A 16,203-nucleotide genomic window follows, 5' to 3' on the forward strand; every position below is an offset into this window, starting at 1 on the left:
CGCAGAACCCTGCATACGGAGACGAACCCCTATGAAGCTCTTCCGCATCGACGCCAGCATCCTCCCCGGCGCCTCCGCCTCAGCCGAGATAGCCGACACCGTCCAGGCCGCATGGGCCCAGACCCACCCCGACGCCCCGGTGGAGCGCCGCCACCTCGGCACCGCCCCGCTCCCCGCCGACGCCTGGGCGCTGGCCACCACCGCCGGCTTCACCCCCGCCCCCGAGCGCACCCCCGCGCAGCTCCGGGCCATGGAGCTGGCCGCCGAGCTCGCCGCGGAACTCGACCGCGCCGACGCCGTCCTCCTCGCCGTCCCGCTCTACAACTACGGCGTCTCCCAGCACTTCAAGGCCTGGGCCGACCTCGTCATCAACGGCGCCGGGGCCACCACCCCCGTGCTCAAGGAGAAGCCCACCGTGCTGGTCACCAGCAAGGGCGGCGGCTACCAGCCGGGCGCGCCCCGGGCGGGCTGGGACCACTCGACCCCGTATCTGCGGCGGGTCCTGGTCGACATATGGCAGGCCGATCTCACCGTGATCGAGCGCGAGCTGACGCTGGCGGCCAGCACCCCCGGCATGGAGGCGCTGCGCGAGGAGGCCGCGCGGGAGCACGAGGAGGCGCTCCAGGCCGCGCGGGGCGCGGGGCGGGTCCTGGCGGAGGCGGTGGCGCGGGTGTGAGGAGGGCGGCGGCGCGCGGTACGGGGCGCGGGCGGGGCCGGTTCCGGGTGCCGTACGTGAGTCGCGGGACCGCGTACCGTACGGCCCTCGCGCACCCCGCGCCCGGCCCGCCCGCGCCCCCGCGCGTACGTACGGCACCACCTCGTACGTACGCCCCACCCGCACCGCGCGCACCGCGCCCGTAGCCCGTTTCGGTCATCTGCCCGGCCGCGCGGCGGGGCGCCCTCCCACTCACCTCCCGGCGATCACACAATCCCTTTCACTCCACCCGCTCCACCGCCGAAGGGGATCCGCGTGCCGTACGTGAGTCGCAGGACCGCCGTCACCGCCACGACCTGGCTCGCCGCCGTCGTCGTCCTCGGGCCCACCGCCGGGTCCGCCGCCTCCGCGGCCGAGGAGGACTGCTTCGACCGCCGCACCGAGCCGTACACCTCGGTCGTCGACGGGCACCTGCACTTCCGGCCCTTCGGGGGCGAGGCGGTCCCGTTCCGCGAGGTGGTCGGCTACCTCAAGCGCACCGGCGTACGGCACGCCGGCGTCTTCGGCATCGGGCAGAAGCTCCCGGTGGACTCCCCCTGCACGTACTACCTGGACTGCCCCGGCACGCCCGTACTCCCCAGCATCAAGAACGACGTCGTCAACGCCGAGAACGTCGTCGAGCACAAGCAGGAGGACGTCGACCTGGCCCTGTCCATGACGTACCCGGACCTCGCCCACCCCGAGACCGTGATGGGCGGGATGCGGCAGCTCGACAAGGAGTTCCCGGGGATGTTCCAGTGGATGGGCGAGGTCAACCTCATCAAGCAGGCCCTCCTGCCCAACAAGCACGAGCCCGCGGACGAGGCGGACATCACCGGGTGGGCGCCGTTCATGGCCGAGCTGCGCCGGCGCGACATGCCGATCACCATCCACTCCGACCTCGGCAACGACCAGGACCCGACGCGGTATCTGCACCTGATGGAGCGCGTGCTGGGGCTCTATCCGCACAACAAGATCGTCTGGGCGCACATGGGCCTCTCCAAGGAGCTGTCGACCATGGACCCGGACGAGCACATCGCCATCATGACGCGGCTCCTGGAGCGCTACCCGAACCTCACGCTCGACCTGAGCTGGCGGGTGCTGGAGGACATGTACTTCGGCAAGCCGGGGGTGCGGGCGAAGTACGCGGCGCTGTTCGACGCGTATCCGGAACAGGCGATCCCGGGGACGGACTTCGGCGCGTCGCGGGACAAGAGCTTCGGGGTCTACAAGGAGGAGCTGGAGGTGACCAGCCGGATCAACAAGGCGATGGGGGACGAGGCGTTCCGTCGGATCGCGCTCGGGCAGAACTACTTCGACCTGCTGGGGATCAAGGAGCGGGCGCCGGAGATCTGCGAGGCGTAGGGGGCCCGCCTGTTGCGGGCGTGTTGCGGGTGTGTGGCCGGACCGTTCGGCCCCTTCCGGGCCCACACCCTGCACTGCGGCCCCGACGGCGTGTTCCTCTCCTGCCTCGGCGGCGCGAACGGCGAGGACGGACCCGGCGGGGTGGCGCTGCTGGACCACGAGACGTTCGACGTGCTGCGCGCCTGGGAGACGGACCGGGGGCCGCAGCGGCTCGCGTACGACGTGTGGTGGCACCTGAACCACGAGGTGGCGGTGACCAGCGAGTGGGGCACGCCGTCGATGGTGGAGGAGGGCGTCGACCCGGAGCTGCTGCTCGGCCGCAAGTACGGTCACGCGCTGCACTTCTGGGAGCTGGGCACGGGCCGGCATCTCCAGCGCGCCGACCTCGGCGACGAGCACCAGATGGTGCTGGAGCTGCGCCCCGCGCACGACCCGGAGGCCACCTGGGGCTTCGCCGGGGTGGTGGTGAGCGTGGCGGACCTGTCGGCGTCGGTGTGGCTGTGGCACCGCGAGCGGGGCGGCGGGGAGTTCACCGTACGCAAGGTCATCACGATCCCCGCCGAGCCCGCGGGCCCGGCGGAACTGCCGCCCGCGCTGCGGCCGTTCGGCGCGGTGCCGCCGCTGGTGACGGACATCAACCTGTCGGTCGACGACCGCTGGCTGTACGTCTCGGCGTGGGGCACGGGCGAGCTGCTGCAGTACGACGTGAGCGACCCGTTCCACCCCCGCCGCACGGCCTCCGCCCGCCTCGGCGGCATCACCGCCAGGACGCCGCACCCCGCGGCGCCGGAGACACCGCTGACGGGCGGGCCGCAGATGGTCGAACTGAGCCGCGACGGGCGGCGCGTGTACCTGACGAACTCCCTCTACGGCTCCTGGGACGACCAGTTCTACCCGGACGGCGTGGAGCCGTGGCTGGTCAAGCTGGACACCGACCCGGCGGCGGGCGGCCTGACGGTGGACCACCGGTTCTTCCCGCACGGGGCGGACTTCCGGGGCCGCCGCGTCCACCAGACGCATCTGCAGGGCGGGGACGCCTCGTCGGACTCGTACTGCTACCGCTGAGGGCGGTCCGGCGGCGGGCCCGACTCGATGTGGATGCCCTGGGCGGCGTGGAAGTCGCGCCCCTGGACGACGGGTCCGTTCCAGACCTGGCCGCTGACGCTGTTGCTCACCGAGTCCGCGCCGTCGCCCGGCAGCGGCGGCAGCTCCTCGTGCCAGGTCCGCAGCGCGGCCCGGAACTCCCCGTCCAGCGCGGCCCGTACGGCCAGCGCCGTACTGAGCGCCTGCGCGCGCACCTCGTCCACCGGCTCCTCGGCGAGCCGCGTCAGCTCCGCCTCGGCGGAGCCGCCGCCGGCGTCGCCCCCGCCGTCGCGCCGGAACGGCATCCGCACCAGCCGCACCAGACCGGCCCAGGCATCCCGCCCGATCTCACCCCCGGCCCCACCGGCCAGCGCCGCCAGCAGCCCCACAGAAACCGGATCCACCCGGACCACCCCATCTCCGGCTACACCATGCCCCGCAAGAAGACTGACGCCCGACCGCCCCCGGCGGGTTCCGGGGGCCGACCCGGTACTCCGGCCGCACGGGTGGAGGTCTTCCTGTACGGAGCGCTCTCGGACGACGCCAGGTGAGCGCCGGCGCCGCCCGGGGGTGACCCCGGGGGTGACCCCTCAGGCCCGGATGCCGGCCGCACGCCGCATCGGGTCTAGGGCGTTTCCTTGGGATCATCTGATCCTTGGTCTGGGTGTGTCGTTGACTGGTGCCCGGTGGGCGGCCGACGGCACGTGGGAGAAGGTCCTGACCGCTCTGCTCGCCCAGGCTGACGCCGAAGGTGATCCGGACCGGGTCGTCGCGGTCGATTCCACGATCGTGCGGGCTCACCGGCACGCCGCCGGGACCCGTCAGAAAGAGGCCCAGGGGCGGGAAAGCCCGTTGCCTGTGTCACCGGGCGTACTCGCGCTCGGGCACCTGCGGCGCAGTTGCCGCACGGCCCGCTCTCCCCTCGGCGACGGTGACCGCCGTCGCGAACAGAGCCAGGGCGGCGGCGGGAAGGCCGAGCAGGGTGATCGACAGCCAGTCCTGGGCGAGGCCGCCGAAGACGCCGCTCACCGCGACGCCGATGTAGATCGCGGAGGAGTTGAGTCCGAGGAGGACCGGCGCCGAGGCGGGTGCGAGGGTCACCAGGCGGTGTTGCTGCACGACCGAGGCCATTCCGTCGCTCGCGCCCCAGACGACGGCCCAGACGGCCGCGACGACCAGGTGCTCGACCGCGAGGGGACTGATCGCGAGGAGCACGGTTCCGGCGGCGAGCGCGGCGATCGCGACGCGGAGCATCGGGCGCTTGTCGACGAGGTAGCCGGCGAAGAAGTTGCCGGCGAGAACGCCGACGCCCCAGGCGAAGAGAATCATGGTGAGCGCCCGGGAGAACGATCCGGCCGTGATGTCGGCGGTCATCGCGCCGATGTAGGTGTAGACGGTGTAGTGCCCGGCCATCACCAGCAGCGTCGCCGCCAGGATGGTGAGCACCTCGGGCCGGCGCAGCGGAGCCAGGCGGGCGGAGAGACTCGTGGCCGGGAGCATGAGCGTGGGCAGCGCGACGGAGACGCCGATCGCTGCCACGACGCCCAGGGCGGCCACCGCCCACAGCGTGAGGCGCCAGTCCACACTGCCGAGCAGGTTGCCCAGGGGCATGCCCAGGGCGGTGGACAGGGTCAGGCCGCCGATGACCAACGCCATGGCACGTCCCCGGCGTTCGGGCGGCGTGATCGCGACGGCCGTGCTCGACGCGGTGGCCGTGATGGTCGCCGCCCCCAGCGCGGTGAGGATCCGGGCGAGCAGTGCCAGCAGGTAGGTCGGGCTGACCGCGGTCAGGACATTGCCGACGACGAAGGCGATCAGGGCCAGTTGCAGTGCCTTCCGGCGGTCCAGCGGACTCAGCAGCCAGCTCAGCACCGGCGCCGCGACGGCGAGCGTCAGCGCGAACGCCGTCACCAACTGGCCCGCGGCCGGGGTGCTCACGTCCAGGTCGTCGGCGATGGCGGGCAGGAGTCCCGCCAGCACGAACGCGTCGGTGCCGACCGCGAAGGTGGCCAACGCCAGGGGGAGCAGCGGTCGTACGAGCCGGCCGGACCGCTGCTCCCCCGGTTCGCCGGCGTCGTTCCGGCTCAAGCGCGGTCTCCCGCCTCTTGCGACAGGCTGAACTCCACGCCCTGGTCGTCGGTGCAGTGGGCGTACGCGCCGGACGGGATGGTGACCGGGTCCTCCGCCGTGCCACCCAGCTCGCGCACCCGGGCCACGGCGGCCTCGATGTCGTCGACCGCGAAGTAGATCCGCGGGTGCCGTGACGCGTCGTCGTGCGGCGCCCCGCCCATCGGCTCGGGCCCCTGGATCATCGAGTAACCCGGAAAGTTGCCCTCGTGGAACGTCCAGCCGAACAGCGTGCCCCAGAACTGCCGGGTGGCCGCGATGTCGCTGCTGGGCAGCTCGAAGTAGGTGACCTGTCCACTCATGCCGTTACTCCTATGTCAGCGTACTGACATCCACCGTATGTCAGACTGCTGACATGGAGCAACCAGAGACGGTCGGGGAGCTGGAACTCTCGGTGGGGTACGTCCTCAAGCAGGTGCACGCCGCACTGCGCACCGCGATGGACGAGGCCCTGCGGCCCCTGGACCTGACCGTCCCGCAGTACGCGTGCCTCGAACTGCTCGGCAGGGATCCCGGCCTGTCCAACTCCGAACTCGCGCGCCGCGCGTTCGTCACCCGGCAGTCGATGAACCTCGTCCTGCGTCGCCTACAGGAGCGCGGCCTGCTCACCAGACCCGACCACGCGACCCACGGCCGCGCGCTGCTGGCGGAACTCACCCCGGCCGGGCAGACGGCACTGCACCAGGCCAGCGTCGCGGTCCGGGCCGTCGAGAAGCAGCTCTTCTCGCCCTTGTCGCAGGAGCGGCAGCGCCGCGTACGCGAAGACCTCGCCGCCTGCCTGGCCCCGCCCGGCACCGACTAGGTGCCGCAGCCGGTTGTGGGCGCCTTTCCCTGAGCCGAAGCGCTCGGGCGGGCAGATACATCCACGGCGTCCCCATCCGGAACGTGTACGCGATCGCGGCGATCACCTGCCGGTGATCCCGCCACCGCCCACCCCGCCTCGGCATCCGATCAGGAAGCAACGGCTCAATCCGCGCCCACCGGGCAAACGCCCTAGGCGGTGACGCACTTGTCGGCGACGGGCTCCACATCCGCCTCGGGGGTGGGTTCCGCGGTGTCGTCGGCGGGCGGGGTCTCGACCCGGCGGGGGAGGGTCGCGGCCAGGGCGATCATCACCACGGCCAGGGCCGCCGCCACGCCGAAGGCCAGCTTCATGCCGCTGACCTGGGCGGGGATCGGGGCCATGCCGTCGTCCACCAGGCTCGTGGCGCGGGACGACATCACCGTCACCACCAGCGCCGTCCCGAACGCCGCCGCGACCTGCTGCAGGGTGCCGAGGATGGAGCTGCCGTACGAGTACAGGTGCGAGGGCAGCGCGCCCATGCCGAGGGTGAAGACCGGGGTGAAGGTCGCCGCCAGGCTGATCATGAGGATCACGTGCAGCGCGAGGATGAGCCCGTACGGCGTCGTCATGGAGATCTGCGTGTAGCCGAAGAGGGCCACCGCGATGCCGGCCGAGCCCGGCACCACCAGGCCGCGGCTGCCGAAGCGGTCGAACGCCTTGCCGACCGTCGGGCCCAGCAGCCCCATCGCCAGACCGCCCGGCATGACCAGCAGGCCGGTCTCCAGCGGGCTGAGGCCGCGGACGTTCTGCAGGTACAGAGGCAGCAGGATCATCGAGCCCATCATCGCCAGGAAGCCGACGGACATGACGGCCAGCGACCGGGTGAAGGCCCCGTACCGCAGGGTCCGCAGGTCCATCAGCGGGGTGCCCTTGCGCTGCAGCCGGAGCTGGCGGAAGGTGAAGAGGCCGATGGCCACGAGGCCGGCCACGGCGATGCCGATGCCGGTGCTCCTGCGGTCGTGCTCGCCGATGAGGCTCAGCCCGTACACCAGACCGCCGAAGCCGAGGGTCGCCACGCCGACGCTGATCCAGTCGATGGAGCTGACCTGCGGCTCGCCGATGTTCTCCAGCCTGCGCAGCCCGAAGACGGTCACCAGCGCGGCGATCGGCAGCACCACGACGAACAGCAGCCGCCACGAGCCGGCCTGGAGGATCACGCCGGACACGGTCGGGCCCAGCGCGGGGGCGGTGGACATCGCCAGGGTGACGTGGCCCATCACCTTGCCGAGGTGCTCCGAGGGCACCACCGCCATCAGCGTGGTCATGAGCAGCGGCATCATCACGGCAGTCCCGGCGGCCTGCACGATCCGGCCGGCCAGCAGCACGGCGAACGTCGGCGCGACGGCCGAGACGACGGTGCCGACGAGGAACGTGCTCATGGCGACGGCGTACGCGCGGCGGGTGCTGACCCGCTGGAGGAACCAGCCCGTGACGGGGATCACGGTGGCCATGGTGAGCATGAACGCGGTGGACACCCACTGCGCCGCCTGCTCGGTGACGTCCATGGACTCCATCAGCCGCGGGATCGCGTTGATCATGATGGTCTCGTTGAGGATCACCACGAACGTCGCCAGCACCAGCAGCCGGACGACGGTCGGCGTCCGGCCTTCCGCCGCTTCATCTGCGGAGAAACGTTTCGTTATCGCCACTCGCATGACAGCTCCTCGCTGGGGTTCCTGATCACAGTCACCTCGCAGCCGGGGGCCGCGGACTGGATGGCTCGGTCGTTCCACCAAGACAGACCGGCGGGCACGCCGGAACTCATCGGCGTACAAGAATCGCACGCGAGACGGGCCCACCGCCTCCGCATTTCGCCTCAGGCAGACGAGCGGACAAGTGCAGGTCAGGACGGGCCGGGGCCAGGTGGGCGACGGCGAACCCCGCGGCTGCGGGAAGCGCTCGAAGCCGGTCATCGGACCGAGGATCGGGTTGGGACCGTCCCCGCGGGGTGCGGGGAGCACGCCTCACGCCGCATGGGCGTGGCCTTCAGACCCACCCCCCGGGTCTCTTCGCTGGGCCCGGACTCCCAGGTCAGGTCCCCTCTGGAGCCCCCTGTCGGATTCGAACCGACGACCTACGCTTTACAAGAGCGTTGCTCTGACCGGCTGAGCTAAGGAGGCGCGCCCGTGAAGTGTAACCGGGGCGTCGAGCGGCGTGGTGATGCGTTTTCGGGACCTTCCAGGTGGTGACAAGGGGCCTGACCGGCAGGTACGGTCGGCGCCAAGGTTCACTCAGTGGACTGGACCACATCCTTTACTCGGATCGTCCGGCACGTTCCTGCCGGTGAAGGGAAACACCATGGCAACGGTTTCGTTCGACAAGGCCACCCGGGTCTACCCGGGCTCGGAAAAGCCCGCGGTCAGCGAGCTGGAGATCTCCATCGCGGACGGCGAGTTCCTCGTCCTGGTCGGCCCGTCCGGCTGTGGCAAGTCCACCTCCCTGCGGATGCTCGCGGGTCTGGAGGACGTGAACTCCGGCACCATCCACATCGGTGACCGCGACGTCACCCACCTGCCCCCGAAGGACCGGGACATCGCCATGGTGTTCCAGAACTACGCGCTGTACCCGCACATGACCGTCGCCGACAACATGGGCTTCGCGCTCAAGATCGCCGGCGTGCCGAAGACCGAGATCCGGCAGAAGGTCGAGGACGCCGCCAAGATCCTCGACCTCACCGAGTACCTCGGCCGCAAGCCGAAGGCGCTCTCCGGTGGTCAGCGGCAGCGTGTCGCGATGGGCCGCGCGATCGTCCGTGAGCCGCAGGTGTTCCTCATGGACGAGCCGCTGTCGAACCTCGACGCCAAGCTCCGCGTCCAGACCCGCACGCAGATCGCCGGCCTGCAGCGCCGCCTCGGCGTCACCACCGTGTACGTCACCCACGACCAGGTCGAGGCCATGACCATGGGCGACCGGGTCGCGGTGCTCAAGGACGGCCTGCTCCAGCAGGTCGCCACGCCGCGCGAGATGTACGACAAGCCGGAGAACCTGTTCGTCGCCGGCTTCATCGGCTCCCCGGCGATGAACCTCGTCGAGGTCCCGATCACCGACGGCGGCGTCAAGTTCGGCAACAGCGTCGTGCCCGTCAGCCGCGAGGCCCTGGCCGCCGCATCCGACAAGGGCGACCGCACCGTCACCGTCGGCGTCCGTCCCGAGCACTTCGACATCGCCAACGGCGACACGCCCGCGGACAAGAGCCTGTCGAAGGAGAAGGACGGCGCCCCGGCCGGTCTGCCGGTCACGGTCAACGTGGTCGAGGAGCTGGGCGCCGACGCCTACGTCTACGGTTCCGCGAACGTCGGCGGCGAGGACAAGGACCTGGTCGTCCGCGTCTCCGGCCGCGCCGTGCCGGACAAGGGCGCCACGCTGCACATCGTCCCGCGCTCCGGCGAGACGCACGTGTTCTCCACCTCCACCGGCGCGCGCCTCAGCGACTGACCGACTGAGCGACACCGCCGGGCAGTTCCTGCGCAACGGCGCCGCAGCCCCGACAAGGCTGCGGCGCCGTTCCGCGTTTTCCGGCCGCCGAATACCTCGTGTAACGGCAAGTACGTCGGAAAGTCCGCCACTTCGTTCGACGTGCACGTCAACACGGAATTCGAATTTCCCGCCCAACCGCGCTCGTTAGGGTTACTCAATGTCGCCTCATCGCTACCGGTCGCTACGATCGCCCTCGTGAAACAGGCAGCCCGCCGTATCGGCAGAACCATCGCATTCGTCCTCCCCGTCGTACTCGTGCTGTCGGGTACGCTCGCGGTCGCCACCGTCCCCTGGGCATCGCCCTCGACCGACGCCCGGATGCTCAGCGCCTCCGCGGAGAGCGCCACGGCCAAGTCCGGCGCCCGCGCCCCGCATGAGGTGCTACGGGACCGGCTGATCGCCGAGTTGCAGGAGAAGGACCCGGGTGCCGCGCTCACGCAGTTGCAGCGCGAGGTGCACGCCCGGCCGTCGCTCGCGCGGCACTGCGTCGGCATCGCCCGCGCGCTGGGCGAGGCGGCGGTCGCCAAGTACGGGGTCCCCCGCGCGCAGTCGTTCTCGCGCCCGGTGTGCGACACCGCGTTCGCGTCCGGGGTCGTCACGGCCCAGTAGGGCGTCCCCCACCGGCCGGTAGCAAGGGCCCCGCACCCGCGGGCCCTTGCTACCGGCCGGTTAGGGTGCGGGGTATGACCGCAGCCGCAGCACTACCCACTCAAGCCGTGGTCCTTGCCGGGGGGCAGGGGTCACGGCTCCGTCCGTACACGGACGACCGCCCCAAGCCGATGGTCGAGATCCCCGGCACCGGCGTGCCCATCATCGGGCACCAACTGGCGTGGCTGGCGGCCGAGGGCGTCACCGACGCGGTGGTGTCCTGCGGGCATCTCGCCGAGGTGCTGATGGACTGGCTGGACGCCACGGAGCTGCCGCTGAAGGTGAGCTGCGTGGTCGAGAAGGAGCCGCTGGGGCGCGGCGGCGGGCTGAAGTTCGCGGCTGCGTCGCTGCCGCGGCCCGACGAGCCGTGGTACGCGACGAACGGCGACATCTGGACCCGGTTCTCGCTGGCCGCAATGGCCGCGTTCCACCAGGAGCGGGGCGCGGACGCCACGCTGGCGCTGGCGCGGCCGCACATGCCGTGGGGCGCGGTGGAGACGGACCAGTTCGGGCACGTCATCGACTTCATCGAGGCGCCGCCGTCGCCGTACCTGATCAACGCGGGTGTGTACGTCTTCTCCGCCGCCTTCCGCGACCTGCTGCCGGAACGCGGCGACCACGAGCGCACGACGTTCCCGCGGCTGGCGCGGGAGCGCCGGCTGGCGGGCTTCCCGCTGCCGCAGGGGGCGTACTGGCGGGCCATCGACACGGCGAAGGACCTGACGGAAGCGGCGAAGGAACTGCGCCGGGGGTAGGTGCGGGGGCAGGGCCCGTGCTCGTACGGTACGAGCCTGCTGCCGCCCCGCTCCGTTCCCCGTACGCGTACGGGCCGGGACCCACCTCCGTATCGCGGAGGACGGCGCAGGCCCGCAGGTCCGCGGCTACCCCAGCAGCCCGCCGACCAGGCCCTTCGGCTTCTCCTCGCCGCCGCCGCCCGTAGACCCGCCGCCAGGCGAGCCACCGCCCGTGCTCCCCGTACCGTCGGCACCCGACTCCGGCGCGCCCGCGCCCGGTGCCGGGTCCGTGCCGGAACCCGTGCCGGAGGGCGGCGGCGCCGGGTTCTCGGCGGACGGGGGCGGCGCCTGCTGCGACGCCGGGGGCGCCGCCGGCTGCTGCTCCGGGGGAACGCTGCCCGACTCCGTCGCCGGGCCCGCCTTCTCCGTACCCGGCTCGCCCGCCGCACCGGGGGAGGACGCCTCGCCGCCCGGCTCCGCGGAACCCTCCTGCGACGGGGTCGCCGAACCCGCGTTGCCGCCCCGGGCCTTGCCGCCCGGCGTGGCGGGCAGCGGGGTGCCCGGCAGGTGGTTGACCGGCGGCTCGTCGGGGCCCGGTACCCGTACCGTGCTCGACGACCGCACGGCCGCCCCCAGCATCGACCCGACCAGCAGCGCGAGCCCCACGATCACCGTGGCCAGCACCGTCCCGCGGCGCAGCACCCGGCGGCGCAGCTCCCACAGCTCCGAGCGCGGCCCCAGCGTCCGCCACGCCTCACCGGCGAGCCGGGCGTCGAGGGAGTACACGGGGGCGCCGGCGATCACGAGCGGGGACCAGGCGGCGAGGAACAGGGCGTCCGTCGCGTCGTACGCGGAGGACGTCTGCCACGCCACCGTCACCAGCAGCCCGAGCGCGAGCAGCCCGCCGATGGCCGCCGCGAGCCGCTGCCACAGCCCGCAGATCGTCAGCACGCCGACGATGATCTGGAGGAAGGCCACCGTCAGCCCGGTGCCGACGGGGTGCGCGAGCCCGAAGTCGTAGAGCGGCCTGGCGATGAACCACGGGTCCATCCGCTCCAGCCAGCTCCGCATCGAGCCGTGCTCGCCGCCCTCGAAGAACATCGGGTCGCTGAGCTTGCCCATGCCGGCATAGAGGGAGACGAGGCCGAGGACGATGCGCAGGGGGAGCAGGACGACGCCGAGGTTCATCCGGCGCCCGGGGTAGTAGGCGTGCCGTACGGGGTCGGCGCCGTGGCGCTGGGTGCGGCGGCCGTCGTCGGGATCGGCGTCGGGGTCGGCTCCGGCTCCGCCCGGCTCGGCGTAGAGGTCGTACGGCCCGTCGTGGCCGCCCTGCCCGTCGTCGTACGGGCCATCCCCCGGGCCGTACGCCCCGGGGTGGCCGGTCCCGTACGGGCCGGAGGGCTCCGGGATGCGCGGGATCACCTGCGTCGCGTCGCCGGCCGTCCCCGGCGGCAGGCCGGAGCCGTCGATGCGGGGCAGCCGGTGGGTGGCGTCGTCCATGGGCGGGAGCACCTGCGTGGCGCCGTCGTAGCGGGGCAGGAGCTGCGTCGACGCCGCGTCGGAGCCGCCCGCGGGGTGCGGTCCCGCGCCGCCCCGGGGGATGGCCTGGAGCAGCCGCCCGGCGGCGGTGTCGTCCACGCGCCCGGTCCACACCACGGGCACCCGCCGCCGCCCGGCCCCGGCGCCTACGGCCCTCGCGCCCACGCCCGCGCCGACGAGGGCGGGCTCGTACCCGCCGCCCCCGTACAGCGGCGCTCCCGCCGCGGCGAGCGTGCGGCGGGACGAGGGCCCGAGCCGCACCCGGAAACTGGGGTTGTCGACGTTGATCCGGGTGGGCTCGCTCGGCACCCGCACCATCGTCAGCCGGCCGGTGTCCTCGGGTTCCTGGGCGCTACCACCCGTGGGGGTGGGCCGTGTTCTGGTGTCCACGCTCCACTAACCGAGTGACGCGCCGTGAAGACACTGCCTGACCCAACCCTTTTGTGTCGGAGGCCGGTCAAACACACCGTTCGCAGGGGCTCGTTCCGATTCGCCGCGCCACGTCCCGTACGGCGTTCACGCCCTCCGGCGCGCCGTTTCGTACAGCACCACACCGGCCGCGACGCCCGCGTTCAGCGACTCCGCGCCGCCGGGCATCGGGATCCGTACCCGTACGTCGCACGTCTCCCCCACCAGCCGCGACAGGCCCTTGCCCTCGCTGCCGACCACGATGCACACCGGGCCGTCCAGCAGGTCCAGATCCGGCAGCTCGACCTCGCCGTCGGCGGCGAGCCCGACGACCATCACGCCGGCCTTCTGGTACGCCTCCAGCGCGCGCGTCAGGTTCGTCGCCCGCGCCACCGGGGTGCGCGCCGCCGTGCCCGCGGAGGACTTCCACGCGCCCGCGGTCATGCCCGCCGCCCGGCGCTCCGGGATGACGACGCCGTGGCCGCCGAAGGCGGAGACGGAGCGGACCACGGCGCCGAGGTTGCGCGGGTCGGTGACCCCGTCGAGGGCGACGGCCAGCAGGTCCTCGGCCTCCTCCGCGGCGGCGTCGAGGAGGTCGTCGGGGTGGGCGTACTCGTACGGCGGGACCTGGAGGACCAGGCCCTGGTGGTTCAGGCCGTCCGTCATCCGGTCCAGCTCGGGGCGCGGCGCCTCCATGAGGTGGACGTCGCCGCGGTCGCCGGCGAGCTGGAGGGCGGCGCGCACCCGGTCGTCGCTGTCGACGTACTGCTGGACGTACAGCGTCGTGGCGGGCACGCCGTCGCGCAGCGCCTCGTACACCGAGTTGCGCCCGACGACCAGCTCGCTGCTGCCCTTCCCGCCCCGGCGCTTCGCGGCCGGGCGGGCCGTGGCGGCTCTCTTCGAGCGCGCGTTGGCGGCGCGCTGCTTGGCGTGCCCGGGACGCTGGTCGGCGGGCGGCGTGGGGCCCTTGCCCTGGAGGGACCGGCGGCCCTTGCCGCCGCTGCCCTTGGTCGCGCCCTTCTTGCTCGCCGTTCTGCGGCCTCGGCGCTGACTGTTCCCGGCCATGGGGCTTCCACCTGCTTCTGCGATCGTCGTTCTCTACGTCATGAGTGTGCCGCCCGGTCCGCCGGGCGGCACCACGGGGCTCGTACGCCCTGCTCCGCCGGTCAGCAGAGCGTCCAGCGCGGCCCCTCCGGGGTGTCCTCGATGGCGAGGCCCGACTGCTGGAGCTGGTCGCGGATGGCGTCCGCGGCGGCGTAGTCCTTGCGCGCCCGCGCCGCCTCGCGCTGCTCCAGCACCAGCCGGACGAGGGTGTCGACGGCCCCGTGCAGATCCGCGCCGCGGCCGGCGTCACCGGCCCCCGTCCACTGCGGGTCGAGCGGGTCGAGGCCGAGCACGCCCAGCATGGCGCGTACCTCGGCGAGGCGGGCGACGGCTGCTTCCTTGTCGTCGGCGGACAGGGCGGCGTTGCCCTGCCGGACCGTGGTGTGCACGACGGCCAGGGCCTGCGGCACCCCGAGGTCGTCGTCCATCGCCTCGGCGAACGCGGGCGGCACGTCGGCGGCCGGCGCGACGGGCCCCCCGGCCTTTTCGGCTACACGCTGCACGAAGCCCTCGATGCGCGCGAACGCCGACTCGGCCTCGCGCAGGGCCTCCTCGCTGTACTCGATGGTGGAGCGGTAGTGCGGCGTGCCCAGGTAGTAGCGCAGGACGATGGGGCGCCAGCGCTTGACCATCTCGGAGATGAGCACCGAGTTGCCGAGCGACTTGCTCATCTTCTCGCCGCTCATGGTCACCCAGGCGTTGTGCAGCCAGTAGTCGGCGAACTCGTCGCCGAAGGTCTTGGACTGCGCGATCTCGTTCTCGTGGTGCGGGAAGACGAGGTCGATGCCGCCGCCGTGGATGTCGAAGCGGGAGCCCAGGTACTTGTGGGCCATCGCCGAGCACTCCAGGTGCCAGCCGGGCCGCCCGCGGCCCCAGGGGGTCTCCCAGGACGGCTCGCCGGGCTTGGCGGCCTTCCACATGGCGAAGTCCCGCTGGTCGCGCTTGCCGGTCTCGCCCTCGCCCTCGGGCTGGCGGAGGTTGTCCAGCTCCTGGTTGGACAGGGCGAGGTAGTCGGGGTACGAGCGCACGTCGAAGTAGACGTTCCCGTCGGCGGCGTAGGCGTGCCCGGACTCGATGAGGGCGCGCATCATCTCGATCATCTCGGGCACGTGCCCGGTGGCCCGCGGCTCGTACGTGGGCGGGAGGCAGCCGAGCGCCCCGTAACCGTCGTTGAAGGCGCGCTCGTTCTCGTACCCGATGGCCCACCAGGGGCGGCCCTGGTCCGCGGACTTGGAGATGATCTTGTCGTCGATGTCGGTGACGTTGCGGATGAACGTCACGTCGTAGCCGCGGTGGAGCAGCCAGCGGCGCAGGATGTCGAAGTTGAGCCCGGACCGGATGTGGCCGATGTGCGGGGCGGCCTGCACGGTGGCGCCGCACAGGTAGATCGAGACGCAACCCGGGACGATCGGGGTGAAGTCACGGATCTGCCGGGTGCTGGTGTCGTACAGGCGAATGGTCACCCCTCAAGGGTAGTAGGACGGGGACACCCCGAGGGCCGCAGCCCGCGTATAGGCGCACCGAAACCCCGCCCCGGGGCGGCCTCCCGCACGACTCCCCCCGAACGTCCCTCCCCTGACCTCCCCGCGCACCCGCCCCAGGGTAGGCCGGGCCACCGACACCGGAGCCCGCGCGACCGCGGTCCACGCCCCCAGCGTGTCCCCCGCACACCCGCCCCAGGGTAGGCCGCCCCACTGACGACCGGGCGTGGGGCGGCCTGCCGCCCCACGCCGCCGCGGCCTCGCTCAGTGCAGGTTTCCCTGGCCCGAGATCGTCTCCGGGGTGACGCGCACGACCACCCGCGTACCGTCCCCGCCGTGGCCGCCGCTGAAGGTGTCGTAGTCCTTGCCCGTGTACTTCACCGACAGTTCGTCGATCAGCTCGCGGGCGCCCTCCGTGCTGACGCTGGCGGTGCCGCGCACCTGGGCGTAGTTGTACGGGGCCGCCGGGTCGATCACGACGACGCTGATCCGCGGATCGCGGTTCAGGTTACGGGCCTTGACGCGCTCGGCGGTGGTGGAGAAGAGCAGGTCGTCGCCGTCCCGCTTCACCCAGACGGGCGATGCCTGGGGGGCGCCGTCGGGCTGCACGGTGGCGACCGTGATGAAGACCTGGCCGTCGAGTACCTGCTTGAGGTTGGCGGGGAGGGCGACAGACATGGTGGGAACTCCTCGGGTTTC

At 72.4% G+C, this 16,203-nt stretch carries 15 protein-coding genes, 1 tRNA gene and 2 pseudogenes; 8 read left to right on the forward strand and 10 right to left on the reverse strand.

What is annotated here, in order from left to right; all coding sequences use genetic code 11:
- The first annotated feature begins 31 nt into the window (after positions 1 to 31).
- From OG946_RS14820 to OG946_RS14830, 3 genes are all read left to right on the forward strand, one after another.
- Positions 32 to 676 (forward strand): FMN-dependent NADH-azoreductase, encoded by a 645-nt coding sequence (locus OG946_RS14820; protein WP_326796585.1) that lies wholly within the window; start codon positions 32 to 34, stop codon positions 674 to 676.
- Between the two features lie 294 nt (positions 677 to 970).
- Positions 971 to 2,059: an amidohydrolase family protein gene (locus tag OG946_RS14825; RefSeq protein ID WP_326796586.1), complete on the forward strand. Its 1,089-nt coding sequence runs from the start codon at positions 971 to 973 to the stop codon at positions 2,057 to 2,059.
- Between the two features lie 33 nt (positions 2,060 to 2,092).
- Positions 2,093 to 3,124 (forward strand): selenium-binding protein SBP56-related protein, encoded by a 1,032-nt coding sequence (locus tag OG946_RS14830; RefSeq protein ID WP_326796587.1) that lies wholly within the window; start codon positions 2,093 to 2,095, stop codon positions 3,122 to 3,124.
- On the opposite strand, the gene OG946_RS14835 is transcribed toward OG946_RS14830, so the two are convergent.
- A complete protein-coding gene (locus tag OG946_RS14835; protein WP_326796588.1) occupies positions 3,115 to 3,546 on the reverse strand; it encodes a hypothetical protein in 432 nt (143 codons plus the stop codon). The two genes, OG946_RS14830 and OG946_RS14835, sit on opposite strands and share 10 nt — an antisense overlap.
- Before the next feature lie 280 nt (positions 3,547 to 3,826).
- Here OG946_RS14835 and OG946_RS36110 point away from each other — a divergent pair.
- A pseudogene (locus OG946_RS36110) lies at positions 3,827 to 3,970 on the forward strand (IS5/IS1182 family transposase); the annotation flags it as partial.
- Between the two features lie 33 nt (positions 3,971 to 4,003).
- Here OG946_RS36110 and OG946_RS14845 read toward each other — a convergent pair.
- Positions 4,004 to 5,230, reverse strand: coding sequence for an MFS transporter (locus tag OG946_RS14845; protein ID WP_326796589.1), 1,227 nt, complete (start codon positions 5,228 to 5,230; stop codon positions 4,004 to 4,006).
- Positions 5,227 to 5,571, reverse strand: a complete 345-nt coding sequence (locus OG946_RS14850) for a VOC family protein (RefSeq protein WP_326796590.1) — start codon at positions 5,569 to 5,571, stop codon at positions 5,227 to 5,229. Before OG946_RS14850 ends, OG946_RS14845 begins: the two co-directional genes overlap by 4 nt.
- Positions 5,572 to 5,624: 53 nt before the next feature.
- Between OG946_RS14850 and OG946_RS14855 the strand changes: the two genes are divergently transcribed.
- On the forward strand, positions 5,625 to 6,071 hold the full coding sequence (locus OG946_RS14855) for a MarR family winged helix-turn-helix transcriptional regulator (RefSeq protein WP_326796591.1): 447 nt from the start codon (positions 5,625 to 5,627) through the stop codon (positions 6,069 to 6,071).
- Positions 6,072 to 6,126: 55 nt separating this feature from the next.
- Here the strand turns inward: OG946_RS14855 and OG946_RS36115 are convergent.
- The 3 genes and pseudogenes from OG946_RS36115 to OG946_RS14865 form a co-directional block, all read right to left on the reverse strand.
- Positions 6,127 to 6,300, reverse strand: a pseudogene (locus OG946_RS36115) (transposase); the annotation flags it as partial.
- Positions 6,263 to 7,768, reverse strand: coding sequence for an MDR family MFS transporter (locus OG946_RS14860; protein ID WP_326796592.1), 1,506 nt, complete (start codon positions 7,766 to 7,768; stop codon positions 6,263 to 6,265). The gene OG946_RS14860 and the pseudogene OG946_RS36115, both read right to left, overlap by 38 nt.
- Positions 7,769 to 8,156: 388 nt before the next feature.
- Positions 8,157 to 8,233: transfer RNA gene (locus OG946_RS14865), tRNA-Thr, on the reverse strand.
- Between the two features lie 178 nt (positions 8,234 to 8,411).
- On the opposite strand from OG946_RS14865, the gene OG946_RS14870 reads away from it, so the two are divergent.
- The 3 genes from OG946_RS14870 (at position 8,412) to OG946_RS14880 (ending at position 10,993) form a co-directional block, all read left to right on the forward strand.
- Positions 8,412 to 9,548 (forward strand): ABC transporter ATP-binding protein, encoded by a 1,137-nt coding sequence (locus OG946_RS14870; RefSeq protein ID WP_326796593.1) that lies wholly within the window; start codon positions 8,412 to 8,414, stop codon positions 9,546 to 9,548.
- Between the two features lie 237 nt (positions 9,549 to 9,785).
- Positions 9,786 to 10,199 carry a hypothetical protein gene (locus OG946_RS14875; RefSeq protein ID WP_326796594.1) on the forward strand — a complete coding sequence of 138 codons (414 nt, stop codon included), beginning with the start codon at positions 9,786 to 9,788 and terminating at the stop codon, positions 10,197 to 10,199.
- Positions 10,200 to 10,273: 74 nt separating this feature from the next.
- On the forward strand, positions 10,274 to 10,993 hold the full coding sequence (locus tag OG946_RS14880) for a nucleotidyltransferase family protein (protein ID WP_326796595.1): 720 nt from the start codon (positions 10,274 to 10,276) through the stop codon (positions 10,991 to 10,993).
- A 126-nt stretch (positions 10,994 to 11,119) separates the two neighbouring features.
- On the opposite strand, the gene OG946_RS14885 is transcribed toward OG946_RS14880, so the two are convergent.
- From OG946_RS14885 to OG946_RS14900, 4 genes are all read right to left on the reverse strand, one after another.
- The gene (locus tag OG946_RS14885) at positions 11,120 to 12,829 is read right to left on the reverse strand and encodes a DoxX family protein (protein ID WP_326800256.1); all 1,710 of its coding nucleotides are present in this window, start codon (positions 12,827 to 12,829) and stop codon (positions 11,120 to 11,122) included.
- Between the two features lie 198 nt (positions 12,830 to 13,027).
- Positions 13,028 to 13,984, reverse strand: coding sequence for a 23S rRNA (guanosine(2251)-2'-O)-methyltransferase RlmB (gene rlmB / locus OG946_RS14890; RefSeq protein WP_326796596.1), 957 nt, complete (start codon positions 13,982 to 13,984; stop codon positions 13,028 to 13,030).
- Between the two features lie 101 nt (positions 13,985 to 14,085).
- The gene (cysS, locus tag OG946_RS14895; RefSeq protein WP_326796597.1) at positions 14,086 to 15,486 is read right to left on the reverse strand and encodes a cysteine--tRNA ligase; all 1,401 of its coding nucleotides are present in this window, start codon (positions 15,484 to 15,486) and stop codon (positions 14,086 to 14,088) included.
- 282 nt (positions 15,487 to 15,768) lie between these two features.
- Positions 15,769 to 16,182, reverse strand: coding sequence for a PPOX class F420-dependent oxidoreductase (locus tag OG946_RS14900; RefSeq protein WP_326796598.1), 414 nt, complete (start codon positions 16,180 to 16,182; stop codon positions 15,769 to 15,771).
- Between the last annotated feature and the right edge of the window lie 21 nt (positions 16,183 to 16,203).

This window comes from Streptomyces sp. NBC_01808 (assembly GCF_035917395.1).
Lineage (GTDB): Bacteria > Actinomycetota > Actinomycetes > Streptomycetales > Streptomycetaceae > Streptomyces.

Coding starts and splice junctions, on each gene's coding strand:
- rlmB (WP_326796596.1), bottom strand. CDS start 13,984: ATGGCCGGGAACAGTCAGCGCCGAGGCCGCAGAACGGCGAGCAAGAAG.
- OG946_RS14870 (WP_326796593.1), top strand. CDS start 8,412: ATGGCAACGGTTTCGTTCGACAAGGCCACCCGGGTCTACCCGGGCTCG.
- OG946_RS14860 (WP_326796592.1), bottom strand. CDS start 7,768: ATGCGAGTGGCGATAACGAAACGTTTCTCCGCAGATGAAGCGGCGGAA.
- OG946_RS14855 (WP_326796591.1), top strand. CDS start 5,625: ATGGAGCAACCAGAGACGGTCGGGGAGCTGGAACTCTCGGTGGGGTAC.
- OG946_RS14820 (WP_326796585.1), top strand. CDS start 32: ATGAAGCTCTTCCGCATCGACGCCAGCATCCTCCCCGGCGCCTCCGCC.
- OG946_RS14900 (WP_326796598.1), bottom strand. CDS start 16,182: ATGTCTGTCGCCCTCCCCGCCAACCTCAAGCAGGTACTCGACGGCCAG.
- OG946_RS14850 (WP_326796590.1), bottom strand. CDS start 5,571: ATGAGTGGACAGGTCACCTACTTCGAGCTGCCCAGCAGCGACATCGCG.
- OG946_RS14885 (WP_326800256.1), bottom strand. CDS start 12,829: ATGGTGCGGGTGCCGAGCGAGCCCACCCGGATCAACGTCGACAACCCC.
- OG946_RS14880 (WP_326796595.1), top strand. CDS start 10,274: ATGACCGCAGCCGCAGCACTACCCACTCAAGCCGTGGTCCTTGCCGGG.